Annotated in this window: 20 protein-coding genes and 1 pseudogene; 9 read left to right on the forward strand and 12 right to left on the reverse strand. The window is 70.3% G+C overall.

From position 1 onward, the window contains the following. Positions 1-11: 11 nt before the first annotated feature. The 3 genes from JHW41_RS13565 (at position 12) to JHW41_RS13575 (ending at position 2,756) form a co-directional block, all read left to right on the forward strand. Positions 12-776: an SURF1 family protein gene (locus JHW41_RS13565; protein ID WP_250442625.1), complete on the forward strand. Its 765-nt coding sequence runs from the start codon at positions 12-14 to the stop codon at positions 774-776. 104 nt (positions 777-880) lie between these two features. Next, positions 881-2,182, forward strand: a complete 1,302-nt coding sequence (locus JHW41_RS13570; protein ID WP_078995698.1) for an ATP-binding protein — start codon at positions 881-883, stop codon at positions 2,180-2,182. Beyond that, entirely contained in the window at positions 2,175-2,756 is a 582-nt protein-coding gene (locus JHW41_RS13575; protein ID WP_250442628.1) for a response regulator transcription factor, read from the forward strand. Before JHW41_RS13570 ends, JHW41_RS13575 begins: the two co-directional genes overlap by 8 nt. Here the strand turns inward: JHW41_RS13575 and JHW41_RS26995 are convergent. Continuing rightward, entirely contained in the window at positions 2,749-2,844 is a 96-nt protein-coding gene (locus JHW41_RS26995) for a DUF6053 domain-containing protein (protein WP_428995368.1), read from the reverse strand. The genes JHW41_RS13575 and JHW41_RS26995 overlap by 8 nt on opposite strands. On the opposite strand from JHW41_RS26995, the gene JHW41_RS27000 reads away from it, so the two are divergent. The 3 genes from JHW41_RS27000 (at position 2,843) to JHW41_RS13585 (ending at position 6,594) form a co-directional block, all read left to right on the forward strand. Beyond that, positions 2,843-2,917 carry a hypothetical protein gene (locus JHW41_RS27000; protein ID WP_428995542.1) on the forward strand — a complete coding sequence of 25 codons (75 nt, stop codon included), beginning with the start codon at positions 2,843-2,845 and terminating at the stop codon, positions 2,915-2,917. The two genes, JHW41_RS26995 and JHW41_RS27000, sit on opposite strands and share 2 nt — an antisense overlap. A gap of 124 nt (positions 2,918-3,041) precedes the next feature. Beyond that, a complete protein-coding gene (locus JHW41_RS13580) occupies positions 3,042-5,378 on the forward strand; it encodes a glycogen debranching protein (RefSeq protein ID WP_250442629.1) in 2,337 nt (778 codons plus the stop codon). A gap of 523 nt (positions 5,379-5,901) precedes the next feature. Beyond that, positions 5,902-6,594, forward strand: coding sequence for an alpha/beta hydrolase (locus JHW41_RS13585; protein ID WP_250442631.1), 693 nt, complete (start codon positions 5,902-5,904; stop codon positions 6,592-6,594). Between the two features lie 267 nt (positions 6,595-6,861). Here JHW41_RS13585 and JHW41_RS13590 read toward each other — a convergent pair whose 3' ends face one another. After that, positions 6,862-7,659: an AraC family transcriptional regulator gene (locus JHW41_RS13590; RefSeq protein ID WP_057947485.1), complete on the reverse strand. Its 798-nt coding sequence runs from the start codon at positions 7,657-7,659 to the stop codon at positions 6,862-6,864. A 122-nt stretch (positions 7,660-7,781) separates the two neighbouring features. On the opposite strand from JHW41_RS13590, the gene JHW41_RS13595 reads away from it, so the two are divergent. Together JHW41_RS13595 and JHW41_RS13600 are read left to right on the forward strand one after the other, a co-directional pair. Next, complete coding sequence (locus JHW41_RS13595) at positions 7,782-9,059, forward strand: MFS transporter (RefSeq protein WP_057947484.1); 1,278 nt, start codon at positions 7,782-7,784, stop codon at positions 9,057-9,059. Positions 9,060-9,151: 92 nt separating this feature from the next. Next, entirely contained in the window at positions 9,152-9,730 is a 579-nt protein-coding gene (locus tag JHW41_RS13600; RefSeq protein ID WP_428995543.1) for an alpha-ketoglutarate-dependent dioxygenase AlkB, read from the forward strand. A 230-nt stretch (positions 9,731-9,960) separates the two neighbouring features. Here the strand turns inward: JHW41_RS13600 and JHW41_RS13605 are convergent, their stop codons facing one another. The 7 genes and pseudogenes from JHW41_RS13605 to JHW41_RS27005 form a co-directional block, all read right to left on the reverse strand. Then, the gene (locus JHW41_RS13605) at positions 9,961-10,152 is read right to left on the reverse strand and encodes a hypothetical protein (protein WP_250442635.1); all 192 of its coding nucleotides are present in this window, start codon (positions 10,150-10,152) and stop codon (positions 9,961-9,963) included. A 22-nt stretch (positions 10,153-10,174) separates the two neighbouring features. Further along, entirely contained in the window at positions 10,175-10,804 is a 630-nt protein-coding gene (locus tag JHW41_RS13610) for a GIY-YIG nuclease family protein (protein ID WP_250442637.1), read from the reverse strand. Between the two features lie 126 nt (positions 10,805-10,930). Then, positions 10,931-11,164, reverse strand: coding sequence for a hypothetical protein (locus JHW41_RS13615; protein ID WP_057947480.1), 234 nt, complete (start codon positions 11,162-11,164; stop codon positions 10,931-10,933). Between the two features lie 142 nt (positions 11,165-11,306). Then, the gene (locus JHW41_RS13620; RefSeq protein ID WP_057947479.1) at positions 11,307-11,609 is read right to left on the reverse strand and encodes a DUF3247 family protein; all 303 of its coding nucleotides are present in this window, start codon (positions 11,607-11,609) and stop codon (positions 11,307-11,309) included. A gap of 104 nt (positions 11,610-11,713) precedes the next feature. Continuing rightward, positions 11,714-12,064, reverse strand: coding sequence for a BON domain-containing protein (locus JHW41_RS13625; protein ID WP_250442638.1), 351 nt, complete (start codon positions 12,062-12,064; stop codon positions 11,714-11,716). A gap of 89 nt (positions 12,065-12,153) precedes the next feature. Then, entirely contained in the window at positions 12,154-12,336 is a 183-nt protein-coding gene (locus JHW41_RS13630; protein ID WP_057947477.1) for a hypothetical protein, read from the reverse strand. 178 nt (positions 12,337-12,514) lie between these two features. Next, positions 12,515-12,610: pseudogene (locus tag JHW41_RS27005) on the reverse strand (hypothetical protein); the annotation flags it as partial. Between JHW41_RS27005 and JHW41_RS27010 the strand changes: the two are divergent. Then, positions 12,567-12,668 (forward strand): DUF6053 domain-containing protein, encoded by a 102-nt coding sequence (locus JHW41_RS27010; protein WP_428995544.1) that lies wholly within the window; start codon positions 12,567-12,569, stop codon positions 12,666-12,668. The pseudogene JHW41_RS27005 and the gene JHW41_RS27010 overlap by 44 nt on opposite strands. On the opposite strand, the gene JHW41_RS13635 is transcribed toward JHW41_RS27010, so the two are convergent. The 3 genes from JHW41_RS13635 to JHW41_RS13645 all read right to left on the reverse strand — a co-directional run bounded on the left by JHW41_RS13635 (position 12,665) and on the right by JHW41_RS13645 (position 18,379). Next, complete coding sequence (locus JHW41_RS13635) at positions 12,665-13,165, reverse strand: low affinity iron permease family protein (RefSeq protein ID WP_284499546.1); 501 nt, start codon at positions 13,163-13,165, stop codon at positions 12,665-12,667. The two genes, JHW41_RS27010 and JHW41_RS13635, sit on opposite strands and share 4 nt — an antisense overlap. Positions 13,166-13,170: 5 nt before the next feature. Beyond that, positions 13,171-13,539: a hypothetical protein gene (locus JHW41_RS13640; protein ID WP_250442640.1), complete on the reverse strand. Its 369-nt coding sequence runs from the start codon at positions 13,537-13,539 to the stop codon at positions 13,171-13,173. 373 nt (positions 13,540-13,912) lie between these two features. Continuing rightward, on the reverse strand, positions 13,913-18,379 hold the full coding sequence (locus JHW41_RS13645) for a DEAD/DEAH box helicase (RefSeq protein ID WP_250442642.1): 4,467 nt from the start codon (positions 18,377-18,379) through the stop codon (positions 13,913-13,915). Positions 18,380-18,632: the final 253 nt, after the last annotated feature.

The following is an 18,632-nucleotide window of genomic DNA, read 5'->3' on the forward strand; positions in this document are numbered from 1 at the left end:
GAGGCCACCTCATGGCGACCAGCGTCAAAGCTCCGCGCAGTTCCTTCGTCCTCGGCCTGATCGGCGCCGTGTTCCTGGCGCTGTTCGCCGGCCTGATCGCGCTCGGCGCGTGGCAGGTGCAGCGGCTGGGCTGGAAGCGCGATCTGATCCAGCGGGTGGAGTCGCGCGTGCACGCCGAACCCGGCGATCCGCCGGCACCGGCGCAGTGGCCCGGCGTGAGCGCGGCGCGCGACGAATACCGCCACGTGCGGCTGCGCGGGCGCTGGCTGCCCGGCGCCGACACCCGGGTGCAGGCGGTCACCGACCTCGGCCCCGGCTTCTGGCTGCTGAGCCCGCTGCGCACCGACGCCGGCTACACCGTGCTGGTCAACCGCGGCTACGTGCCCGACGCGCGCGCCGCGCAATCCGCGCCGCCGCCGCCCGGCGAGGCCGTGGTCACCGGCCTGCTGCGGCTGAGCGAACCCGGCGGCGGTTTCCTGCGCGACAACCAACCCGGGCAGGACCGCTGGTTCTCGCGCGATGTCGCCGCGATCGCCGCCGCGCGCAAGCTCGACGGCGCCGTCGCGCCCTACTTCGTCGACGCCGAGCGCGCCGCGCCGTTGCCCGGCGACCTGCGCACCGCGCCGCAATGGCCGGTCGGCGGACTCACGGTGATAAAATTCCCGAACAACCACCTGCAGTACGCACTGACCTGGTTCGCGCTGGCGCTGATGGTGGCGTGGGCGGCCTGGCGGGTGTGGCGGGAACAGGCCCGGCGCCGCGCCGCGGCCGCCTAGCGCCGCAACGCCGGTCGACCGCCGCAACGCCTCCCCGCCGCTTCCGCCCGCCTGCCGTGCTTTACTCGCTCCTCACTCCTCTTCACTCGTTCCTGCCCAAACGCATGCAGCTCGCCCCGCCCCTCCCGGCCTCGCGCGACGGCACCGGGGTCAAGAACATGCACCAGCTGATCCAGCTGCGCTGGATCGCGGTGATCGGCCAGGTCGCCACCATCGTCTTCGTCCACTACGGCTTCGGCATCAAGCTGCCGCTGATGCCGATGGCGATCGTGCTGGCCTGCCTGGCCGCGTTCAACCTGGTCAGCATGCTGCGCTGGCGCAAGCGCGAGGAAGTGACCAACGGCGCGCTGTTCCTGGCCCTGCTGGTCGACATCCTCACCCTCACCGCGCAGCTCTACCTCAGCGGCGGCGCGGCCAATCCGTTCGTGTTCCTGTACCTGCTGCAGGTGGCGCTGGCCTGCGTGCTGCTGCGCACCTGGGCCAGCTGCGCGGTGGTGGTGGTGACCACGGCCTGCTTCATCGCCCTGACCGCGTTCGCCGGCCCGGTGGTGATCCCGGCCGACCCGACCCGTGGCCTGCGCGATCCCTACGTGCAGGGCCTGCTGCTGTGCTTCGCCCTCAACGCGACCTTGCTGGTGGTGTTCATCACCCGCATCGGCCGCAACCTGCGCGCGCGCGACCAGCGCCTGGCCGACCTGCGCCAGCGCGCCGCCGAGGAAGAGCACATCGTGCGCATGGGCCTGCTCGCCTCCGGCGCCGCGCACGAACTGGGCACGCCGCTGGCGACGCTGTCGGTGATCCTCGGCGACTGGCGGCGGATGCCGCCGTTCACCCAGCAGCCCGAGCTGCTGCAGGAACTCGACGAGATGCAGACCCAGCTGACCCGCTGCAAGAGCATCGTCACCGGCATCCTGCTATCGGCCGGCGAAGCCCGCGGCGAGGCGCCGGCGATCACCACCGTGGCCGAATTCCTCGACGACCTGGTCGGCGAATGGCGCACCACCCGGCCGGTGCGCGGATTCGACTACGAGAACGGCTTCGGCGAGGATGTGGCGATCATTTCCGACTCGGGCCTCAAGCAGATGATCTGCAACGTCCTCGACAACGCGCTGGAGGCTTCGCCCGGCTGGGTCGGGCTGGAATCCTGGCGCGACGAGGACCGGCTGGTGCTGCGGGTCAGCGATGCCGGCCCGGGTTTCGCCCCGGCGATGCTGTCGCATTTCGGCAAGCCGTATCAGTCCAGCAAGGGCCGTCCCGGCGGCGGGCTGGGCCTGTTTCTCGCCCTCAACGTGGCGCGCCAGCTCGGCGGCAGCATGGTCGCGCGCAACCGCGAACCCAGCGGCGCGGTGGTGACCATGAGCCTGCCGCTGGCCGCGCTGACGCCGCCGGAGTCGTCGGATGAGTGAGGAACTGCCGCCGCTGCCGCCCGGATTCGACGACGAGGACGACGAGCCGCGCCGGCTGCTGATCGTCGAGGACGACGCCGCGTTCGCGCGCACGCTGACGCGCTCGTTCGAGCGCCGCGGCTACATCGTCCACAACGCGACCCAGCTCAGCGAGGTGCAGGCCCTGCTCGGCGAACACACGCCCGGCTACGCCGTGGTCGACCTCAAGCTCGCCGGCGGCGACTCCGGCCTGGCCTGCGTGCAGGCGCTGCACGCCCACGACGAGGACATGCTGATCGTGGTGCTGACCGGCTACGCCAGCATCGCCACCGCGGTCGAGGCGATCAAGCTCGGCGCCCTGCACTACCTGGCCAAGCCGTCCAACACCGACGACATCGAAGCCGCGTTCGGCCGCGCGCAGGGCGACGTCAACGTCGAACTGACCGATCGCCAGACCTCGATCAAGACCCTGGAATGGGAGCGCATCCACGAGATGCTGGCGGCGACCGACTTCAACATCTCCGAAACCGCGCGGCGCCTGGGCATGCACCGGCGCACCCTGGCGCGCAAGCTGGGCAAGCATCGGATCAAGTAAGCGCAGGCTGCGATAGGAAGGTTCTTGTGGGAGGGCCTTCAGGCCCGATGCTCTTGTTTCGGATCGCGATGCCCTGAAAGAAAAGCATCGGGCCTGAAGGCCCTCCCACAAGAGCCCTCCCACAAGGGCACTTCCACAATAATCTCCTGCAAGAGCTGTGACCCGCATCGGCTCGCCCCGCATGAATACGATTGCAGCCGGCCATGCTGCGCTGCGGCTTGCTCCTACAGTCGTCGCAGATGCCCGCGACCTTCGCGGCGCGCGCGATCACGGAGAACGGCGACGATGGACGAACACCGACCGAGCCAGCGGCGATGCGCCGGCGCGACACTGCGCGCCCTCGCCCTGGCCGCGCTGGCCTGCGCGCTGAGCCCCGCCCACGCCGCCATCGACGCGCAGCAACTCGGCGCGCGCTACGACGCCGCCCAGGCCAACCTCGCGTTCCGCGTCTATTCCTCGCGCGCCACCCGCGTCGAGGTGTTCCTGTACAAGAACCCGACCGGCACCCAGGAAGTCGCGCGGCTGGCGCTGAGCAAGGACGCCGCGACCCAGGTGTGGTCGCTGTCGCTGCCGACCAGCACGATCAAGAACACCTACGGCATCGCCGGCACGGTCTATTACGGCTACCGCGCCTGGGGCCCGAACTGGCCCTACGACGCCGCCTGGACCAAGGGCAGCGCCGCCGGCTTCGTCAGCGACGTCGACAACGCCGGCAACCGTTTCAATCCCAACAAGCTGCTGCTCGATCCCTACGCGCGCGAAATCAGCCAGGACCCGAATACCGCGACCTGCGCCGACGGCACGATTTACGCCAGCGGCGCCCCGCACCGAAACAAGGACAGCGGCCTGTGCGCGAGCAAGGGCATCGCGCTGGCCGCGGATGCGACGTCCACCGGCAGCAAGCCGACCCGCGCGCTCAAGGACGAGGTGATCTACGAAGTGCACGTGCGCGGGCTCACCCGCAACGACGACAGCGTGCCCGCCGCCGAGCGCGGCACCTACAAGGGCGCCGCGCGCAAGGCCGCGGCGCTGGCCGCGCTGGGCGTCACCGCGGTCGAGTTCCTGCCGGTGCAGGAAGCGCAGAACGACCAGAACGATGTCGACCCAAACTCCACCGCGGGCGACAACTACTGGGGCTACATGACCCTCAACTATTTCGCCCCGGACCGCCGCTACGCCTACGACAAATCCGCCGGCGGACCGACCCGCGAATGGAAGGCGATGGTCAAGGCCTTCCACGACGCGGGCATCAAGGTCTACATCGACGTGGTCTACAACCACACCGGCGAAGGCGGCCCGTGGAGCGGTACCGACGGGCTCAGCGTGTACAACCTGCTGTCGTTCCGCGGCCTCGACAACCCGGCGTATTACTCGCTGACCAGCGACTACAAATACCCCTGGGACAACACCGGCGTCGGCGGCAACTACAACACCCGCCATCCCGTCGCCCAGAACCTGATCGTCGATTCGCTGGCCTACTGGCGCGACGCGCTCGGCGTCGACGGCTTCCGCTTCGATCTGGCGTCGGTGCTCGGCAACAGCTGCCAGCACGGCTGCTTCAACTTCGACAAAAACGACAGCGGCAACGCGCTCAACCGCATCGTCGCCGAGCTGCCGCCGCGCCCGGCCGCCGGCGGCACCGGCCTCGACCTGATCGCCGAGCCGTGGGCGATCGGCGGAAACTCGTATCAGGTCGGCGGTTTTCCCGCCGGCTGGGCCGAGTGGAACGGCCTGTACCGCGACGCGCTGCGCAAGAAGCAGAACAAGCTCGGCGTGGAGACGGTCACGCCCGGCACCCTGGCCACGCGCGTGTCCGGCTCCAACGACCTGTACGGCGACGACGGCCGCAAGCCCTGGCATTCGATCAACTTCGTGGTCGCCCACGACGGCTTCACCCTCAACGACCTGTACGCCTACAACGACAAGCAGAACAACCAGCCCTGGCCGTACGGGCCGTCCGACGGCGGCGAGGACCACAATCTCAGCTGGAACCAGAGCGGCATCGTCGCCGACCAGCGTAGGGCCGCGCGCACCGGGCTGGCCCTGCTGATGCTCAGCGCCGGCGTGCCGATGATCACCGGCGGCGACGAAGCCCTGCGCACCCAGTTCGGCAACAACAACACCTACAACCTCGACTCGGCCGCCAACTGGCTGTACTGGACCCGCAGCGCGGTCGAGGCCGACCACGAGACCTACAGCAAGCGCCTGATCGCGTTCCGCAAGGCGCATCCGGCGCTGCGCCCGGCGAACTTCTATTCGGGCAGCGACAACAACGGCAACGCGATGGAGCAACTGCGCTGGTTCAAGCCCGACGGCGCGCAGGCCGACAGCGCCTACTTCAACGGCGCCGACAACCACGCCCTGGCCTGGCGCATCGACGGCAGCGAATTCGGCGACAGCGCCAGCGCGATCTATGTCGCCTACAACGGCTGGTCGGGGCCGGTGAACTTCGTCCTGCCATGGCCCGGCAACGGCAAGCAGTGGTACCGCGTGACCGACACCGCGACCTGGAACGAAGGCCCCAACGCAGTCGCCGCACCCGGCAGCGAGACCCTGATCGGCGGCGAGAACACGACCTACGGCGCGCAGGCCCGCTCGCTGTTCCTGCTGATCGCCAAATAATCCGGGCCGCAGCGACACTGCCCTGTAGGAGCGACGCGAGTCGCGACCGCGACAACCCAACTACGACGAAACCAGCGCCACAAGCGTAGTGCCGCGGTCGCGGCTTGCGCCGCTCCTGCAGTCGCTGCGCCGCGGCGGCCCGGGCCGTGCCACGACAACGCCGCGTCCTCGCCATGTTCGTCCGCCTGGGTCCGACTCCGCGGTCGGCATCGGACCGAACCATCCCGGGGCGACGACGCCGCCGACGGCCTGCGCCGCGTGCGCGAACCCGCCGACGCACGCACGGTCAACCGGAGCCGTCCAGCAGTGTTGGCTATTTCGATAGCCAAAACCATGAATCCCGCAGCATTCAGCAACATTAAAAGCGCGCATCGAAAATTCACGCGCCCTGGTTTGCGGCTATGGAAATTTCGGTACCCCGCCGCTTCCGACGCACGACCGCGGCGCGGGCGCAGCCGCCGACGCCAACCGGCCGCCGTACGAACATCGCGTTGGCGCATTCACCCAACCTGGGGTCAAGGATATGAGCGGCAAACCCACCATCGTTCTCGTACACGGCTTCTGGGGCGGCGCGGCGCATTGGGCCAAGACCATCGTCGAACTCTCGCGCAAGGGCTACACCGACCTGCGGGCAGTGGAGATCCCGCTCACCTCGCTGGCCGACGACGCCGCCCGCACCCGCAAGATGATCGAACAGGCGCCGGGCCCGGTGCTGCTGGTCGGCCATTCCTACGGAGGCGCGGTGATCACCGAGGCCGGCAACCACGACAAGGTCGCCGGCCTGGTCTACATCGCCGCGTTCGCGCCCGACAGCGGCGAGAGCCCCGGCGGCATCACCCAGGAACACCTGCCCGAAGCGGCGCCGAACCTCGCCCCCGACAGCGACGGCTACCTGTGGCTGAAAGCCGACAAGTTCCACGAAAGCTTCTGCCAGGACCTCAGCGCCGAAGAAGGCCTGGTGATGGCGGTGACCCAGAAAGCGCCGCTGGCGAGCACTTTCGGCGACGCCATCTCGACGCCGGCCTGGAAGTCCAAGCCAACCTGGTACCAGATTTCCGCCCACGACCGCATGATCGCGCCGCAGAACCAACAGCGCATGTCGGCGCGGATGAATCCGAACAAGACGATCACGCTCGAAGCCAGCCACGCCTCGCTGGCATCGAAGCCGGCCGAAGTGGCGGCGTTGATCGACGAAGCGGCGAAAGCGATCGGCTGAGGCCGGGGCTGGTTTCCTGGACGGGAGCGCCGCAAGCGCAGTGTCGCGGTCGCGGCTTGCGCCGCTCCTACAGTCGCTGCGTCCGACAATCGCTTCGTCGGACCGCGTTTCTCCCTGTAGGAGCGGCGCGAGCCGCGACCGCGGGGACGCAACTGCGACGACGCTTACGCCGCAAGCGTTGTGTCGCGGTCGCAGCTTGCCCCGCTCCTACAGTCGGCCATGCGTCGGCGCGACCGATGCGGGGTTCGCTACGGCCGCGCCGACCCGCTAGCGCTCCGGCGCATACGCCCGCGCCGTCGCCAGGTAGCGGCTCGGCGGCATCCCGATCAATCGCTTGAACATGGTCGTGAACGCCGACGCGCTTTCGTAACCCAGGTCCAGCGCCAACGCCGTGATCGGCTCGCCCGCGGCCAGCCGCGGCAAGGCGGCGAAGATCGCCGCCTGCCGGCACCATTGGGCGAAGCTGCTGCCGGTCTGCGCGCGGAAGCGGCGGGTGAAGGTGCGCCGGCTCATCGCCAGGTCGCGGCACCAGTCGTCGATGCCGTCGTGCGGCGACGGCTGGGCGAGGTAGGCGCGGCAGCGCGCGGCCAGGCGCGGTTCGGACGGGAACGGAATATCCAGCGGCAACACCGGCGCGCGTTCGATCTCGCGCACGATCAACGAGTAGATCAGGTCCGGGCGCGAGCCGCCGGCGGCGTCGGCCTGCAGCGGCAGGTCCAGCGTCTCCAGCAGCAATTCGCGCATCAGCGCCGACACCCCGATCACCCGGCAATCGCCCGGCAACGCCGCGCTGACCTCCGGCTCGACGTAGATGCTGCGCGTGCTGATCTGCGCCAGCACGTGCACGTCGTGGGCCATGCCGGCCGGAATCCAGGCCGCGCGCTCCGGCGGCACCATCCAGCGTCCGGCCTGGGTGCCGACCACCATGATCCCGTGCGCCCCGTACAGCAGCTGCGAGCGGCGATGGCTGTGGCGGGCGATGCGGTGGCCGGTCGGGTATTCGTTGGAGGTCGCCACGATCCGCCCGGGCAACTGGTCGGCCTGCCCGGCCAGGACATTGCGCATTGGCCCGATCTCGAAGAATGTTGACCCGAACTATAACGCGGGCAAGGCCGCGCAGGCGTTTACTGAACGGGCCGCGCCGCCCGGCTCCGCCGCCGGCGTTCCCTTCCCTGCCGCCTTCCGCCATGACCTCCCTGGACACCTCCTCCCCCGCGACGGCCGACAGCGCCGTCGCGCCGCCGGTTCCCGACTTCCAAGCCGCGCCGCCCGCCGCCGCCGAGACCGCGAACAAGATCGCCCTGCCGATCCTCGGCATGCTCAGCGTCTGCCATCTGCTCAACGACATGATCCAGTCGTTGCTGCCGGCGCTGTATCCGCTGCTGAAGGAATCCTTCCGCCTGGATTTCGGCCAGATCGGCCTGATCACCCTGACTTTCCAGGTCACCGCCTCGCTGCTGCAGCCGCTGGTCGGCATCTACACCGACAAGCGGCCTATGCCGTGGTCGCTGGCGATCGGCATGGGCTTCACCCTGAGCGGGCTGTTGCTGCTCTCGCGCGCGACCACCTTCCCGGTGCTGCTGCTGGCCGCGGCGCTGGTCGGTTCGGGTTCGTCGGTGTTCCACCCCGAGTCCTCGCGGGTCGCGCGCATGGCTTCCGGCGGCCGCCACGGCCTGGCGCAATCGCTGTTCCAGGTCGGCGGCAACCTCGGCTCGGCGCTGGGGCCGTTGCTGGCGGCCTACATCGTCATGCCGCGCGGCCAGGGCAGCGTCGGCTGGTTCGCGTTCGCGGCGTTGGCGGCGATGCTGCTGCTGAGCCGCATCGGCCTGTGGTATCGCGAGCAGATTCCGCTGCAGCGCAAGGCCGGCGCGCGCGCCGCCACCGCGCCGAAGCTGCCGCGCAAGACCATCGTCGCGACCATGACGGTGCTGGGCCTGCTGATCTTCAGCAAGTATTTCTACATGGCCAGCCTGTCGAGCTATTACACCTTCTACCTGATGCACAAGTTCGGGGTCAGCGCGCAAAGCGCGCAGGTACATCTGTTCGTGTTCCTCGGCGCGGTCGCGCTGGGCACGCTCGCCGGCGGCCCGATCGGCGACCGCATCGGCCGCCGCTACGTCATCTGGTTCTCGATCCTCGGCGTGCTGCCGTTCACCCTGCTGCTGCCGCACGCGAACCTGGGCTGGACCACGGTGCTGACGGTGATCATCGGCCTGATCCTGTCCTCGGCGTTCTCGGCGATCCTGGTCTACGCGCAGGAACTGGTGCCCGGCCGCACCGGCGTCATCGCCGGGCTGTTCTTCGGCTTCGCCTTCGGCATGGGCGGCCTGGGCGCGGCGGCGCTGGGGCAACTGGCCGACCATATCGGCATCGAGGCCGTGTACCGCCTGTGCGCCTACCTGCCGGCGATCGGCCTGCTCGCGTGGTTCCTGCCGAAGCTGGAGCGGCGGCCCAAGGGCGGCTGACGCCGTGAGCACCGCGCGCGCCCGACCGCGGTCGCGGCGCGCGACGCGGCGTTGTCTCGCAGAGTGAGACGGTGCCCGCGCAGACTGCGCGGATGCACCAGGCCTCGCTGTTCGCCGCGCAACCGCAGCAACCCATCCTCGATGCCGAGGGCGGCGTGCGCTACCTGCCCGACGTGTTCGCGCCCGACTGGTGCGCGCGCCTGTTCGCCGAACTGTGGGACGGCGCGCCGTGGAACAGCGAACAACGGTTGATGTACGAACGCCTGGTCGAAGTGCCGCGCCGCGTCGCCCGCTACCGTATCGGCCGCGACCGGCTGCCGCCGCTGCTGGAAACCGCCGCCGGGCGGGTACGCGAAGTCCTCGCCGCGCCGTTCGACAGCATCGGCCTGAATCTCTATCGCGACGGGCGCGACAGCGTCGCCCCGCACAACGACAAACTGCACGACCTCGTTCCCGGCCAGCCCATCGCGGTGCTGTCGCTCGGCGCGACCCGACGCATGACGATCCGGGCCAAGCGCAGGCCGCATGCGAGTTGGCATATCGAACTCGAACCCGGCAGCCTGCTGGTGATGAGCCACGCCTCGCAGCACCACTACGACCACGGCATCCCCAAGGACCCGGGCGTAACCGATGCGCGCATCAGCGCGGCGTTCAGGGTTCGCGGCGGCTGAGGATTGCCTGGAGGCGGCAGCGGCCCGGGCATGGGTTTCGCTGTAGCTGCGGACTCGCGGTCGCGGCTTGCGCCGCTCCTACAGGGGCAAACGTGGCTGGACGCGGCGACTGTAGGAGCGGCGCGAGCCGCGACTGCGACGACTCGGCTACGCCGAAAGCTTCGACGCAGCGGTGGTTTCGCGGTCGCGGCTTGCGCCGCTCCTACAATCGGATTGCCTGCGCTGCCGCGTTACTGCGGCAATGTCGCCGGCGGCGTCGGAGCCGCGACGTCGTCGCCGGAGGCCAGCGCCGACCAGCGCAGTTCGACGCCGTTGCGCCGGCCTTTTTCGGTCAGCTTCAATCCATCCGGGTCGACGGTCAGGGTGTAGGCCTTGCCGTCGATGTCCAGTTCGCGCCGCAGCGGTTTGTCGAGTTTGGTCATGGTGCACTCCTGAGCGTTGGGCCTAGGGAACGGGGTGGCCGCCGCGCCGGTACCAGTCCAGCAATGCGGCCGGAAGACGCCGGTCGAGATCGCCGGCGAGCGCGCGGTGCGCGTCGAGGGTGTCGAGCAGGTTGCGCCGCAACGGCGCCAGCGCGGGGTCGTCGAGCGCCGCGGTGTCGCCTTGCAGTTGCGCCAGCAGCGCTTCGGCGCGCGCATACAGCGCATCGCCCTGCCCGGCCAGTTCGCGCGCGAACCACGCCGACAGCGGCCGGTGCACGCTATGGCCCTGCGCTTGCCAGCGCGCCGCCTCGTCCTGCAACTGTGTCCAGGCGCCGCGATACCACTCGCCCAGGCCGGCGGCCTGTGCGCGAACGGTCAGCGGCGCAGGCGCGTTGTGCTCGCGCAAGCGCGCGTGCAGCGCATGTTCGAGCGCGCGCGCTTCGCGCACCTTGTCCACTTCCACGGCGAAGGCGCGGTCGAGATCGAAGAATTCGAAATAGCGCGGCTGCAGCGCCTGCGCGCGCTCCAGCGGATTGCGCGAGTGGCCGATCTTGAGCAGGTCCTCGTAGGCGCAAGGCAGCACGTAGACGAAGCAGCGGCCTTCGCTGGCGCCGGCGGGGCGTTCGGGTTCGCGGCTGCGCAGGAAGGACATGGGCCGATCTTCCCCCAGCGCCCGCGAGCGCGGTGTGCAGAACGCGTTCACATCGGCCGCGATGAGGCCTGGTTCACGTTCGCTCACGGCCCGCCGTCGCATCGCCGCTCCGGACCGCGCGGCGGCTCAGGCGCGGTCGCGGATTCCCTGCACGCCGGCATGGCCGGCGCAGTGCGCGCAGCAATAGTAGCGGCCGGCGTGCTCCACGCCGTGGCCGACGATGCGGCAATCGCAGTGCGCGCAGCGCGGCGCCAGCGCGTGGATGGCGCATTCGAACGAGTCGAACGTGCCGCCGCGATCGGGCATGGTCACGGTGAACGCCTTGTCGTAGTCGTTTCCGCAGACATCGCAGGTGGGCATGTGGTTACTCCTGGAAACTGGATCGATGCGCTTTTCCGATAATTAGGACCAAGCGCGCTGCGCGCGATGGCGCGACGGGCCCAAACCACGGGAGCGCCGACTGATGCGCGCAAATCTCGGCCTCGCGCTCGATCTGTCGCGTTTAATCGGTGAAACGACGCTGGGCCGAATGGATCGGGCGTACTTGCGCGAGTTCGTCGATCCACAGGTAATCGCTGCGGCCGGTGCGCGGATCGTCGATCCGCACCACCGCATTGATGCCCTCGCGGCCGTCGCGGTCGAGGAAGGTCTGCAGGCTCGGCCGCGTGGTCACCACCGCCGCGCGCCAGCTACCGTCGACCAATTGCAGGTCCACCAGGCCTTCGTCGGGCAGTTGCTCGACTAACGCGGTCAGGCGGCGCAGGTCGGCGGGGTCGCGGTAGACACGGTCGGCGAGTTTGGTCATGACGGTTCGCTCCGCCGGCGCGGCCGGCCGGGATGCGCGGCGCGCGGGCCGCGGCGCCCCCTGCCCGCGCCGCGTTCCGCGCCGCCCCGGCGGCCGCGACGGAATCAGCGCGCCTTCGAAACCGTCAGGCCGCTGGTGTCGACCTTCTTGACGCCATCGATGTTGCGCGCGATGGACGCGGCCTTGTCGGCCTGCGCCTTGCTCACGCTGCCCGACAGCATGACCACGCCGTTGACGGTCTCGACCTTGATGTCGGTGCCCGGCACGCCGCCGGTCGCCATCAGTTCGGTCTTGACCTTGGTGGTGATCCAGGTATCGCCGACCGGCTGCTGCGAATCGCCGGCGGCGGTCGCGGCAGGATCCTGCGCGGTATCGGCGCGGGTTCCGGCGGTCTGCGCGCCGGCGGCGGTGGACAGCGCCAGGCCGAGCGCGGCGGCGATGGACAGGGTCTTCATGTGCGCGGTTTTCATATGCGGTTTCTCCGAATATGCAGCGCGTGCGCTGCGAATGAGCGGCGATGGGGTTGCGGGCGCGCAGGTTCGACTCAATGCGAATCCTTGCGGCCCGAACCGGATTTCTTGCCGCCGTGGTCCTGCTTGTTGACGGTGCGCCAGGCGCGCTCCTCGGCTTCCTGCTTCGGCACGCCTTCCTTGCGATAGCTCTCCTCGATGTGTTCGGCCTGGCGTTTTTGCTTGTCGGTGTAGGACGACTTGTCGCCGCGGGGCATGTTCGGTCTCCGATAGCGTGGGGCCGGATCGCCCGGTCCGGTGGAGGGCGCGATTGCTGCGAGCAACGTTCGCCGCAGGCAATGTGTCGCGTGTTGTCGGATTACACGCTAGCGGGCAGCGGGTTAAGCGCCGACCTGCGAGGCGTTAAGGCGAGGTCGCGGGTTCATGCGCGCGGCGTCATGGCCGAGTAATCCTGGAGGACGGCGTGAATGGGCAACCGATAACCCATGTGGGAGGGCCTTCAGGCCCGACGCTCTCCGCTCCGATCACTGCGACCGGAGCGGAGAGCGTCGGGCCTGAAGGCCCTCCCACAAACAGCGGGGACCGTTAGTTGTCGAGCCCGGCGCCGCGCCGGTGTCCGCGGTCTTCGCTCATGTCGCGCAGTTCGCGCTTTTCTTCGGCCCGGTGTCGCTCCCGGGCATCGCGCCGCGAATCGGCGCCACCGTCGGCTTCGCGCCGCCGGGCTTCATCGCGCGCCTTGCATGCGAGGTCCTCATAGCGCTTGCGGAAGCGCTCCAGCGCATCCTCGTCGAGCTCTTCCAGATCCAGCAGCGCGTTCTCGGCCGAGCGGGTCGCGCGGATAAGTTCGTCGAGCTTGATCTGCACCGCCGCGGCATCGCGGTTCTGCGAGTTCTGGATCAGGAACACCATCAGGAAGGTGACGATGGTCGTGCCGGTGTTGATCACCAACTGCCAGGTGTCGGAGAAACCGAACAGCGGCCCCGACACCACCCAGGCCACCACCACCGCCACCGCCAGGCCGAAGCACAGCGGGTGGCCGGCGAATCGCGACGCCGCCTTGGCGCCGCGCTCGAAGCCGCGGCGCAGCGCGCTCACCGCCGTCCGCGCTCGCGCTGGATGCGTTCGCAGGCGGCCACGGCCACCGCGCGCGCATCGTCCCAGTCCAGGCGCGAGGCGCCGTGCACGCGGCGATAGCGGTCGCGCAGCTGTTCGTCCAGTTCCGGCCAGTCTTCGACCTGGCCGCGCACGTACGCATCCAGGCCGAGCTTCACCGCCGGCTCGTAGTCGCTGAAACGCAAGCCCGGACGTCCGAACAGCAAGCGGTAGTTGGCGCGCCAATAGCTCAGTTCCGAGTCCAGGTCGATCGCGTCGGGCGACATCGGCGAAGGCGCGGCGTCGACCGGCGCGAGGGCGGCGGCGGAGCGGCGTTGGCTGGCGCTTTGCAGGGGTTCCAGGCGCATTGCGGTTCCTCGAAGAAGGCGGCGCGCGTACCGATCCGTCGCGCCGGTGCGGGAGGCGAATGCTGCGAACAAGAGTGCGGACGCGTCGTCGGTTTCCGCGTGCGCGTTCGCGCTTTCGCTTCGATCACGGCCCCCGTCGGACACCATGCCACCGTGCCGCGCGAAGAGGGTGTCGATACAGCGCAAGCGCATTGTTTTCGCGTTCATGTTCGCGCTAACGAATGCGGCGCAACGATGAATGCGATTGCGTCCAATCGCCGCGACGCAGCGCGATTGCGCGCATCCGCGCCGCGCCGCTTCACATCGTTTGCCGTCACGACGGAACTGCGTCGCGGTTCAGCGCTGAACCGCTCAGATTGCGCCGCCGGTCGCCTCAGCGAACGCTCAAGCCCAGATGGCGCATGACTTCATCGATGCGCGTATCGGCCGCCGCGGCGGCGCCGCCGGGACGCCGTTGCAGCAGCCGCTGCACCTCGCGCTGCGCGTCCGCCGGCAGTTCCTCGATCCACTCCACCTGCCCGGCCAGCAGGCTCGCCACCGCGACGCCGTCGCGGAAGGCGATGCGCGCGCCGGGAATGCGCGGCACCTTGGTCCCGGCGAGCACGCCGCCGGTGAGATTGAGCGGATCGGCCGCCGACACGCAGACGATGTCGCCGTCGCGTTCGCGCTGGCGCACCTGGCGCAACGCGGCCACCGCATCGGGCAGCGCGTACTGTTCGCCGGTCATGCCGCTGACGAAACGACCGCCGCGGATCTCGCCGCGCGCTTCCAGCCGCCGGTACACCCGCAGCAGGTCGCGCCACGGCGGCAGCCACGCCGCCTCGCGCTGGATCAGCCGCCAGAACACCACGCCGTAACGTTCGAGCAGGCGCCAGGCGATGTGTTCGACCGATTCGGCGGCTGCCGACGCCTGCGCCTGATCGGCCTGCGCCGGACCGGCCGGCGACGCCTCGTCCGGCCGCGTCAGCGACCAGCGCCCGGCGTCCGACAGTTCGGTCAGCAGCGCGCGGCGGCGGCGTTGGCCGTGGCCGCCGGCGCGCTTGGACGGCGGTACCAGCAGCGCGCGCAGGCCGGCGTAGCTGTCGCAGGTGATGCGCCCGCGCACCACCAACTCGCCCAGCGCCTCTTCCAGTTCGGTGCGCAGCAGGTGCGCGGAGCGTTCGAGTTCGTCGAAGAACGACGCGCCGCGCGCGGCCAGCGCGTCGAGCACGCGCTGCGCGCGCGAGGACACCGGTGCCGGGTCGGCGTTGCGGCCGGCGGCCCATTGCCAGTCCGCCAGCGCGCGGCGCGGCAGCAGCACGATCGGGGTCTGGCGCACGCTCGGCACGCCTTGCGGCACCGCCGGTTCGGCGCCGGCGTCGGCGCTGGCGTTGCACGGGCGCAGCCGCGCCCAGGCGATCCGGCCGGCGCCGCACAATTCGTCGAGCCAGGCCGATTCGTAATCGCCGATGCGCGCCGGCAACAGTTCGCTTTCCCACACCGAGGCCGGGGCTTCGAAGCCTTCCAGCTGCGCCAGCACCGCCTGCAGCGCCTGCGGACCGCTCATGCGCGAGGTCCGCGACAGCTTCTGCCAGTCGAACAGGAAGCGCGCGTAGTCGCGCGGCGCCACCGGCTCGATCTCGCGGCGCAGGCGGCCGACCGTGTAGCGATGGATGCGCGCGAGCAGATGCCGCTCGCACCATTGTTCGTCGCCGCCGAGCAGGCTCTCGGGCTCGAAGCGGCCGCGCATGACGTAGCCCTCCGATTCCAGCCGCAGCAGCGCCAGTTCGACCTCGGACGGCTCGCGCCGCGCATCGCCCGCCAGGCGCGCGGCGGTGGTCGGCCCCAGCCCGGTCAGGCGCGCGCGCAGCAGTTCCACCAGCGCGGTCTCGGCGGTCCATTCGACGTCGGCGTATTCCCGCGGCACCCGCACCGCCGGCGCGGCCGCGGCCTGCGCGAACAGCGCCATGGCCTGCGGCAGGTTTTCGGTGGCGATCCACCAAGCCGGCGCGGCATCGTCGCTGCGCAGGCGCAGCGCGGTCGCGCGGCCGTTCGCCGCGAGTTCGCCGAGCCAGCCGTCCCAACCGTGCGCATCGGCTTCTTCGGCGGCGACGAAGCCCAGCCCCATCAGCGCTTCGTGCGTTTCGTCGGCGTCGCGCACCTCCGGCCACGCCTCCTCGCGCACCGCCAGGATCGCCTGCGGATCGAGCCGGCCGAGATCGTCGGCGCTGTCGGCGTCGCCGTAGCGGCGCGCCATGACCGCCTGGGTGCGGCGTTCTTCGATCGGCGCGTCGTCGAGGAAGGCGTACGGCTTGGCGTTGAGCGCTTCGGCCGCGATCGGCGACGGGCCGGTGACGTCGCGGCCGACCACGCGGATCTCGCCGGCCTCCAGCCGCCGCAGCATGCGCAGCCAGCCGTCGCTGTCCATCGCCTCGGACAGGCAATCGCGCAAGGTCTGTTCGACCAGCGGATGCTCCGGCACTTCGCGCTCGCCGGCCAGGTTTTCGGCGCAGGCGACCTGATCGGGAAACACAGTCGCCAGCAGGTCCTCGCTCTTCATCCGCTGCAACTGCGGCGCGACCTTCTTGCCGCCGGCGAAGCGCGGCAACGCGAGCGCGGTGGTCGCGACCCAGCGCCAGCGCGCGCCGAACAGCGGCGCGTCGAGCAGCGCCTGGATCAGCACGTCCAGCGCCGAGGCCGAATGCAGATAGCGCGCCACGTCCTCGAGCGGGAAGCTGTGGCTGGTGGACAGCGACAGCACGATCGCGTCCTCGGTCGCCGCCGCCTGCAGTTCGAAGTTGAACTTGCGGCAGAAGCGCTTGCGCAGCGCTAGGCCCCAGGCCTTGTTGATGCGGCTGCCGTAGGGCGAATGGATCACCAGCTGGGTGCCGCCGGATTCGTCGAAGAAGCGCTCGAACACCAGCACGTCCTGGGTCGGCACCAGGCCCAGCGCCTGGCGGGTGCGGCCGAGGTAATCGGCCAGCTGCAGCGCGCTGGCGGCGTCGAGCGCGAACTCGTCGGCCAGCAGTCGCGCCGCGCCGGCGCTGTCGCCGGCGCGCTCGAACGCCGCGCCGGCGGCCGCGCGCAGGCGCGAGACGCTGTGCGAAAGCTCGTCGGTTCGGCCCGGCGCCTCGCCGAGCCAGAATGGGATGTTCGGCGGCTGGCCTTGCGCGTCCTCGACCCGCACCCGGCCCGGTTCGACCCGCAGGATGCGGTAGCTGGCGTTGCCGAGCTGGAACACGTCGCCGCCCAGGCTCTCGACCGCGAAGTCCTCGTTGACGCTGCCGATCACCGTCGCCTCGGGCTCCAGCACCACCGCGTAGTCGCCGGTGTCGGGAATCGTGCCGCCGGACATCACCGCGGTCATGCGCGCGCCGCGCCGCGCGCGCAGGCGCCGGTGCACGGCGTCGCGGTGCAGGTAAGCCGCGCGCGGCCCGCGCCGGGTGGCGAAGCCGTCGGCGAGCATGCGCACGATCGCGTCGAACTGCGCGCGCTCCAGCCGCACGTACGGCCAGGCGCGGCGCACGCAGGCGAACAGCTCGTCCTCGCCGCAGTCGCGCATCGACGCTTCGGCGACGATCTGCTGCGCCAGCACGTCCAGCGGCGCCGGCGGAATGCGCAAGGCATCGAGTTCGCCGCGGCGCACGCTGTCGAGCAGCGCCGCGCATTCGACCAGATCGTCGCGCGAGGACGGGAACAGGCGGCCCTTGGGCACGCCGCCGACGTGGTGGCCGGCGCGGCCGACGCGCTGCAGGAACGCGGCGATCGCGCGCGGCGAGCCGAGCTGGCAGACCAGATCGACGTCGCCGATGTCGATGCCCAGTTCCAGCGACGCGGTCGCCACCAGCACCCGCAGCTGGCCGCGCTTGAGCCGCTGTTCGGCGTCCAGGCGCAGTTCGCGCGAGAGGCTGCCGTGGTGCGCGGCCACGACCTGCTTGCCGAGCCGGTCGCCGAGGTGCTTCGCCGCGCGCTCGGCCATGCGCCGGGTGTTGACGAACACCAGGGTGGTGCGGTGTTCGCCGACCAGCTTGGCCACGCGCTGGTAGACCTCGTCCCACTGGTCGTGCGACATCACCGCGGTCAGCGCCGAACCGGGCAGCTCCAGGGCGAGGTCGCGGCGCTTGTCGTAGCCGATGTCGACGATGGCGCAATCGGGCGCGCCGTCGGCGCCGACCGCGTCGCTGCCGACCAGGAAGCGCGCGACTTCGTCGATGGGCTTCTGCGTCGCCGACAGGCCGATCCGCACCGGCGGCCGCGCGCACAGTTCGCGCAGGCGTTCCAGGCTCAGGCTGAGGTGGCTGCCGCGCTTGTCGTCGGCGACCGCGTGGATTTCGTCGACGATCACCGAGCGCACGCTCGCCAGCATCGCCCGCCCCGATTCGGAGCCGAGCAGCACGTACAGCGATTCCGGCGTGGTCACCAGGATGTGCGGCGGGCGCTTGCGCATCGCGGTGCGCTCGCCGGCCGGGGTGTCGCCGGTGCGGACCGCGGTGCGGATGCCCGGGTCGGGCAGGCCCATGGAGCGCAGGCGTTCGGCGATGCCGGCCAGCGGCGCGTCCAGGTTGAGGTGGATGTCGTTGGAGAGCGCCTTCAGCGGCGACACGTAAACCACGCGGGTTTCGTCGCTCAAGCCGTGTTCGAGGCCTTCGCGCACCAGCGCGTCGATCGCGGCCAGGAATGCGGTCAGGGTCTTGCCCGAACCGGTCGGCGCGGCGACCAGGGTGTTGCGGCCGGCGCGGATGTTCGGCCAGGCCAGTTCCTGCGCGCGGGTCGGCGCCGGGAACGCGGCGCGGAACCACGCGGCGATCGCGGGATGGAAGGCGTCGAGCGCGGGGTGGGCGGGATTGGCGTCTGGGGCCATGGCGAGCGGCCTGCCGAAGGGCGATGCGGGGGTCGTGTGGATATGGGGGCGATTGTGGCACCGGCCAGCCTGCGGCCGGGCGGTCGCGGCCGGTGCGACTGAACCCTTCAGCGCCCTTGAGCACCGATTCGTCCCGAACCGGCCGATCCGGGCGGGCCGATCCGGGCGGGGCCGGCTCACGCCGCGCGATCAACCTTGACCTTACCATCATGGTAAGCCCCAACCTGTGCGGCGTCAGCCAACCAGGACTCGT

The sequence above is a fragment of the Lysobacter enzymogenes genome (assembly GCF_023617245.1).
GTDB classification, from domain to species: Bacteria; Pseudomonadota; Gammaproteobacteria; order Xanthomonadales; family Xanthomonadaceae; genus Lysobacter; species Lysobacter yananisis.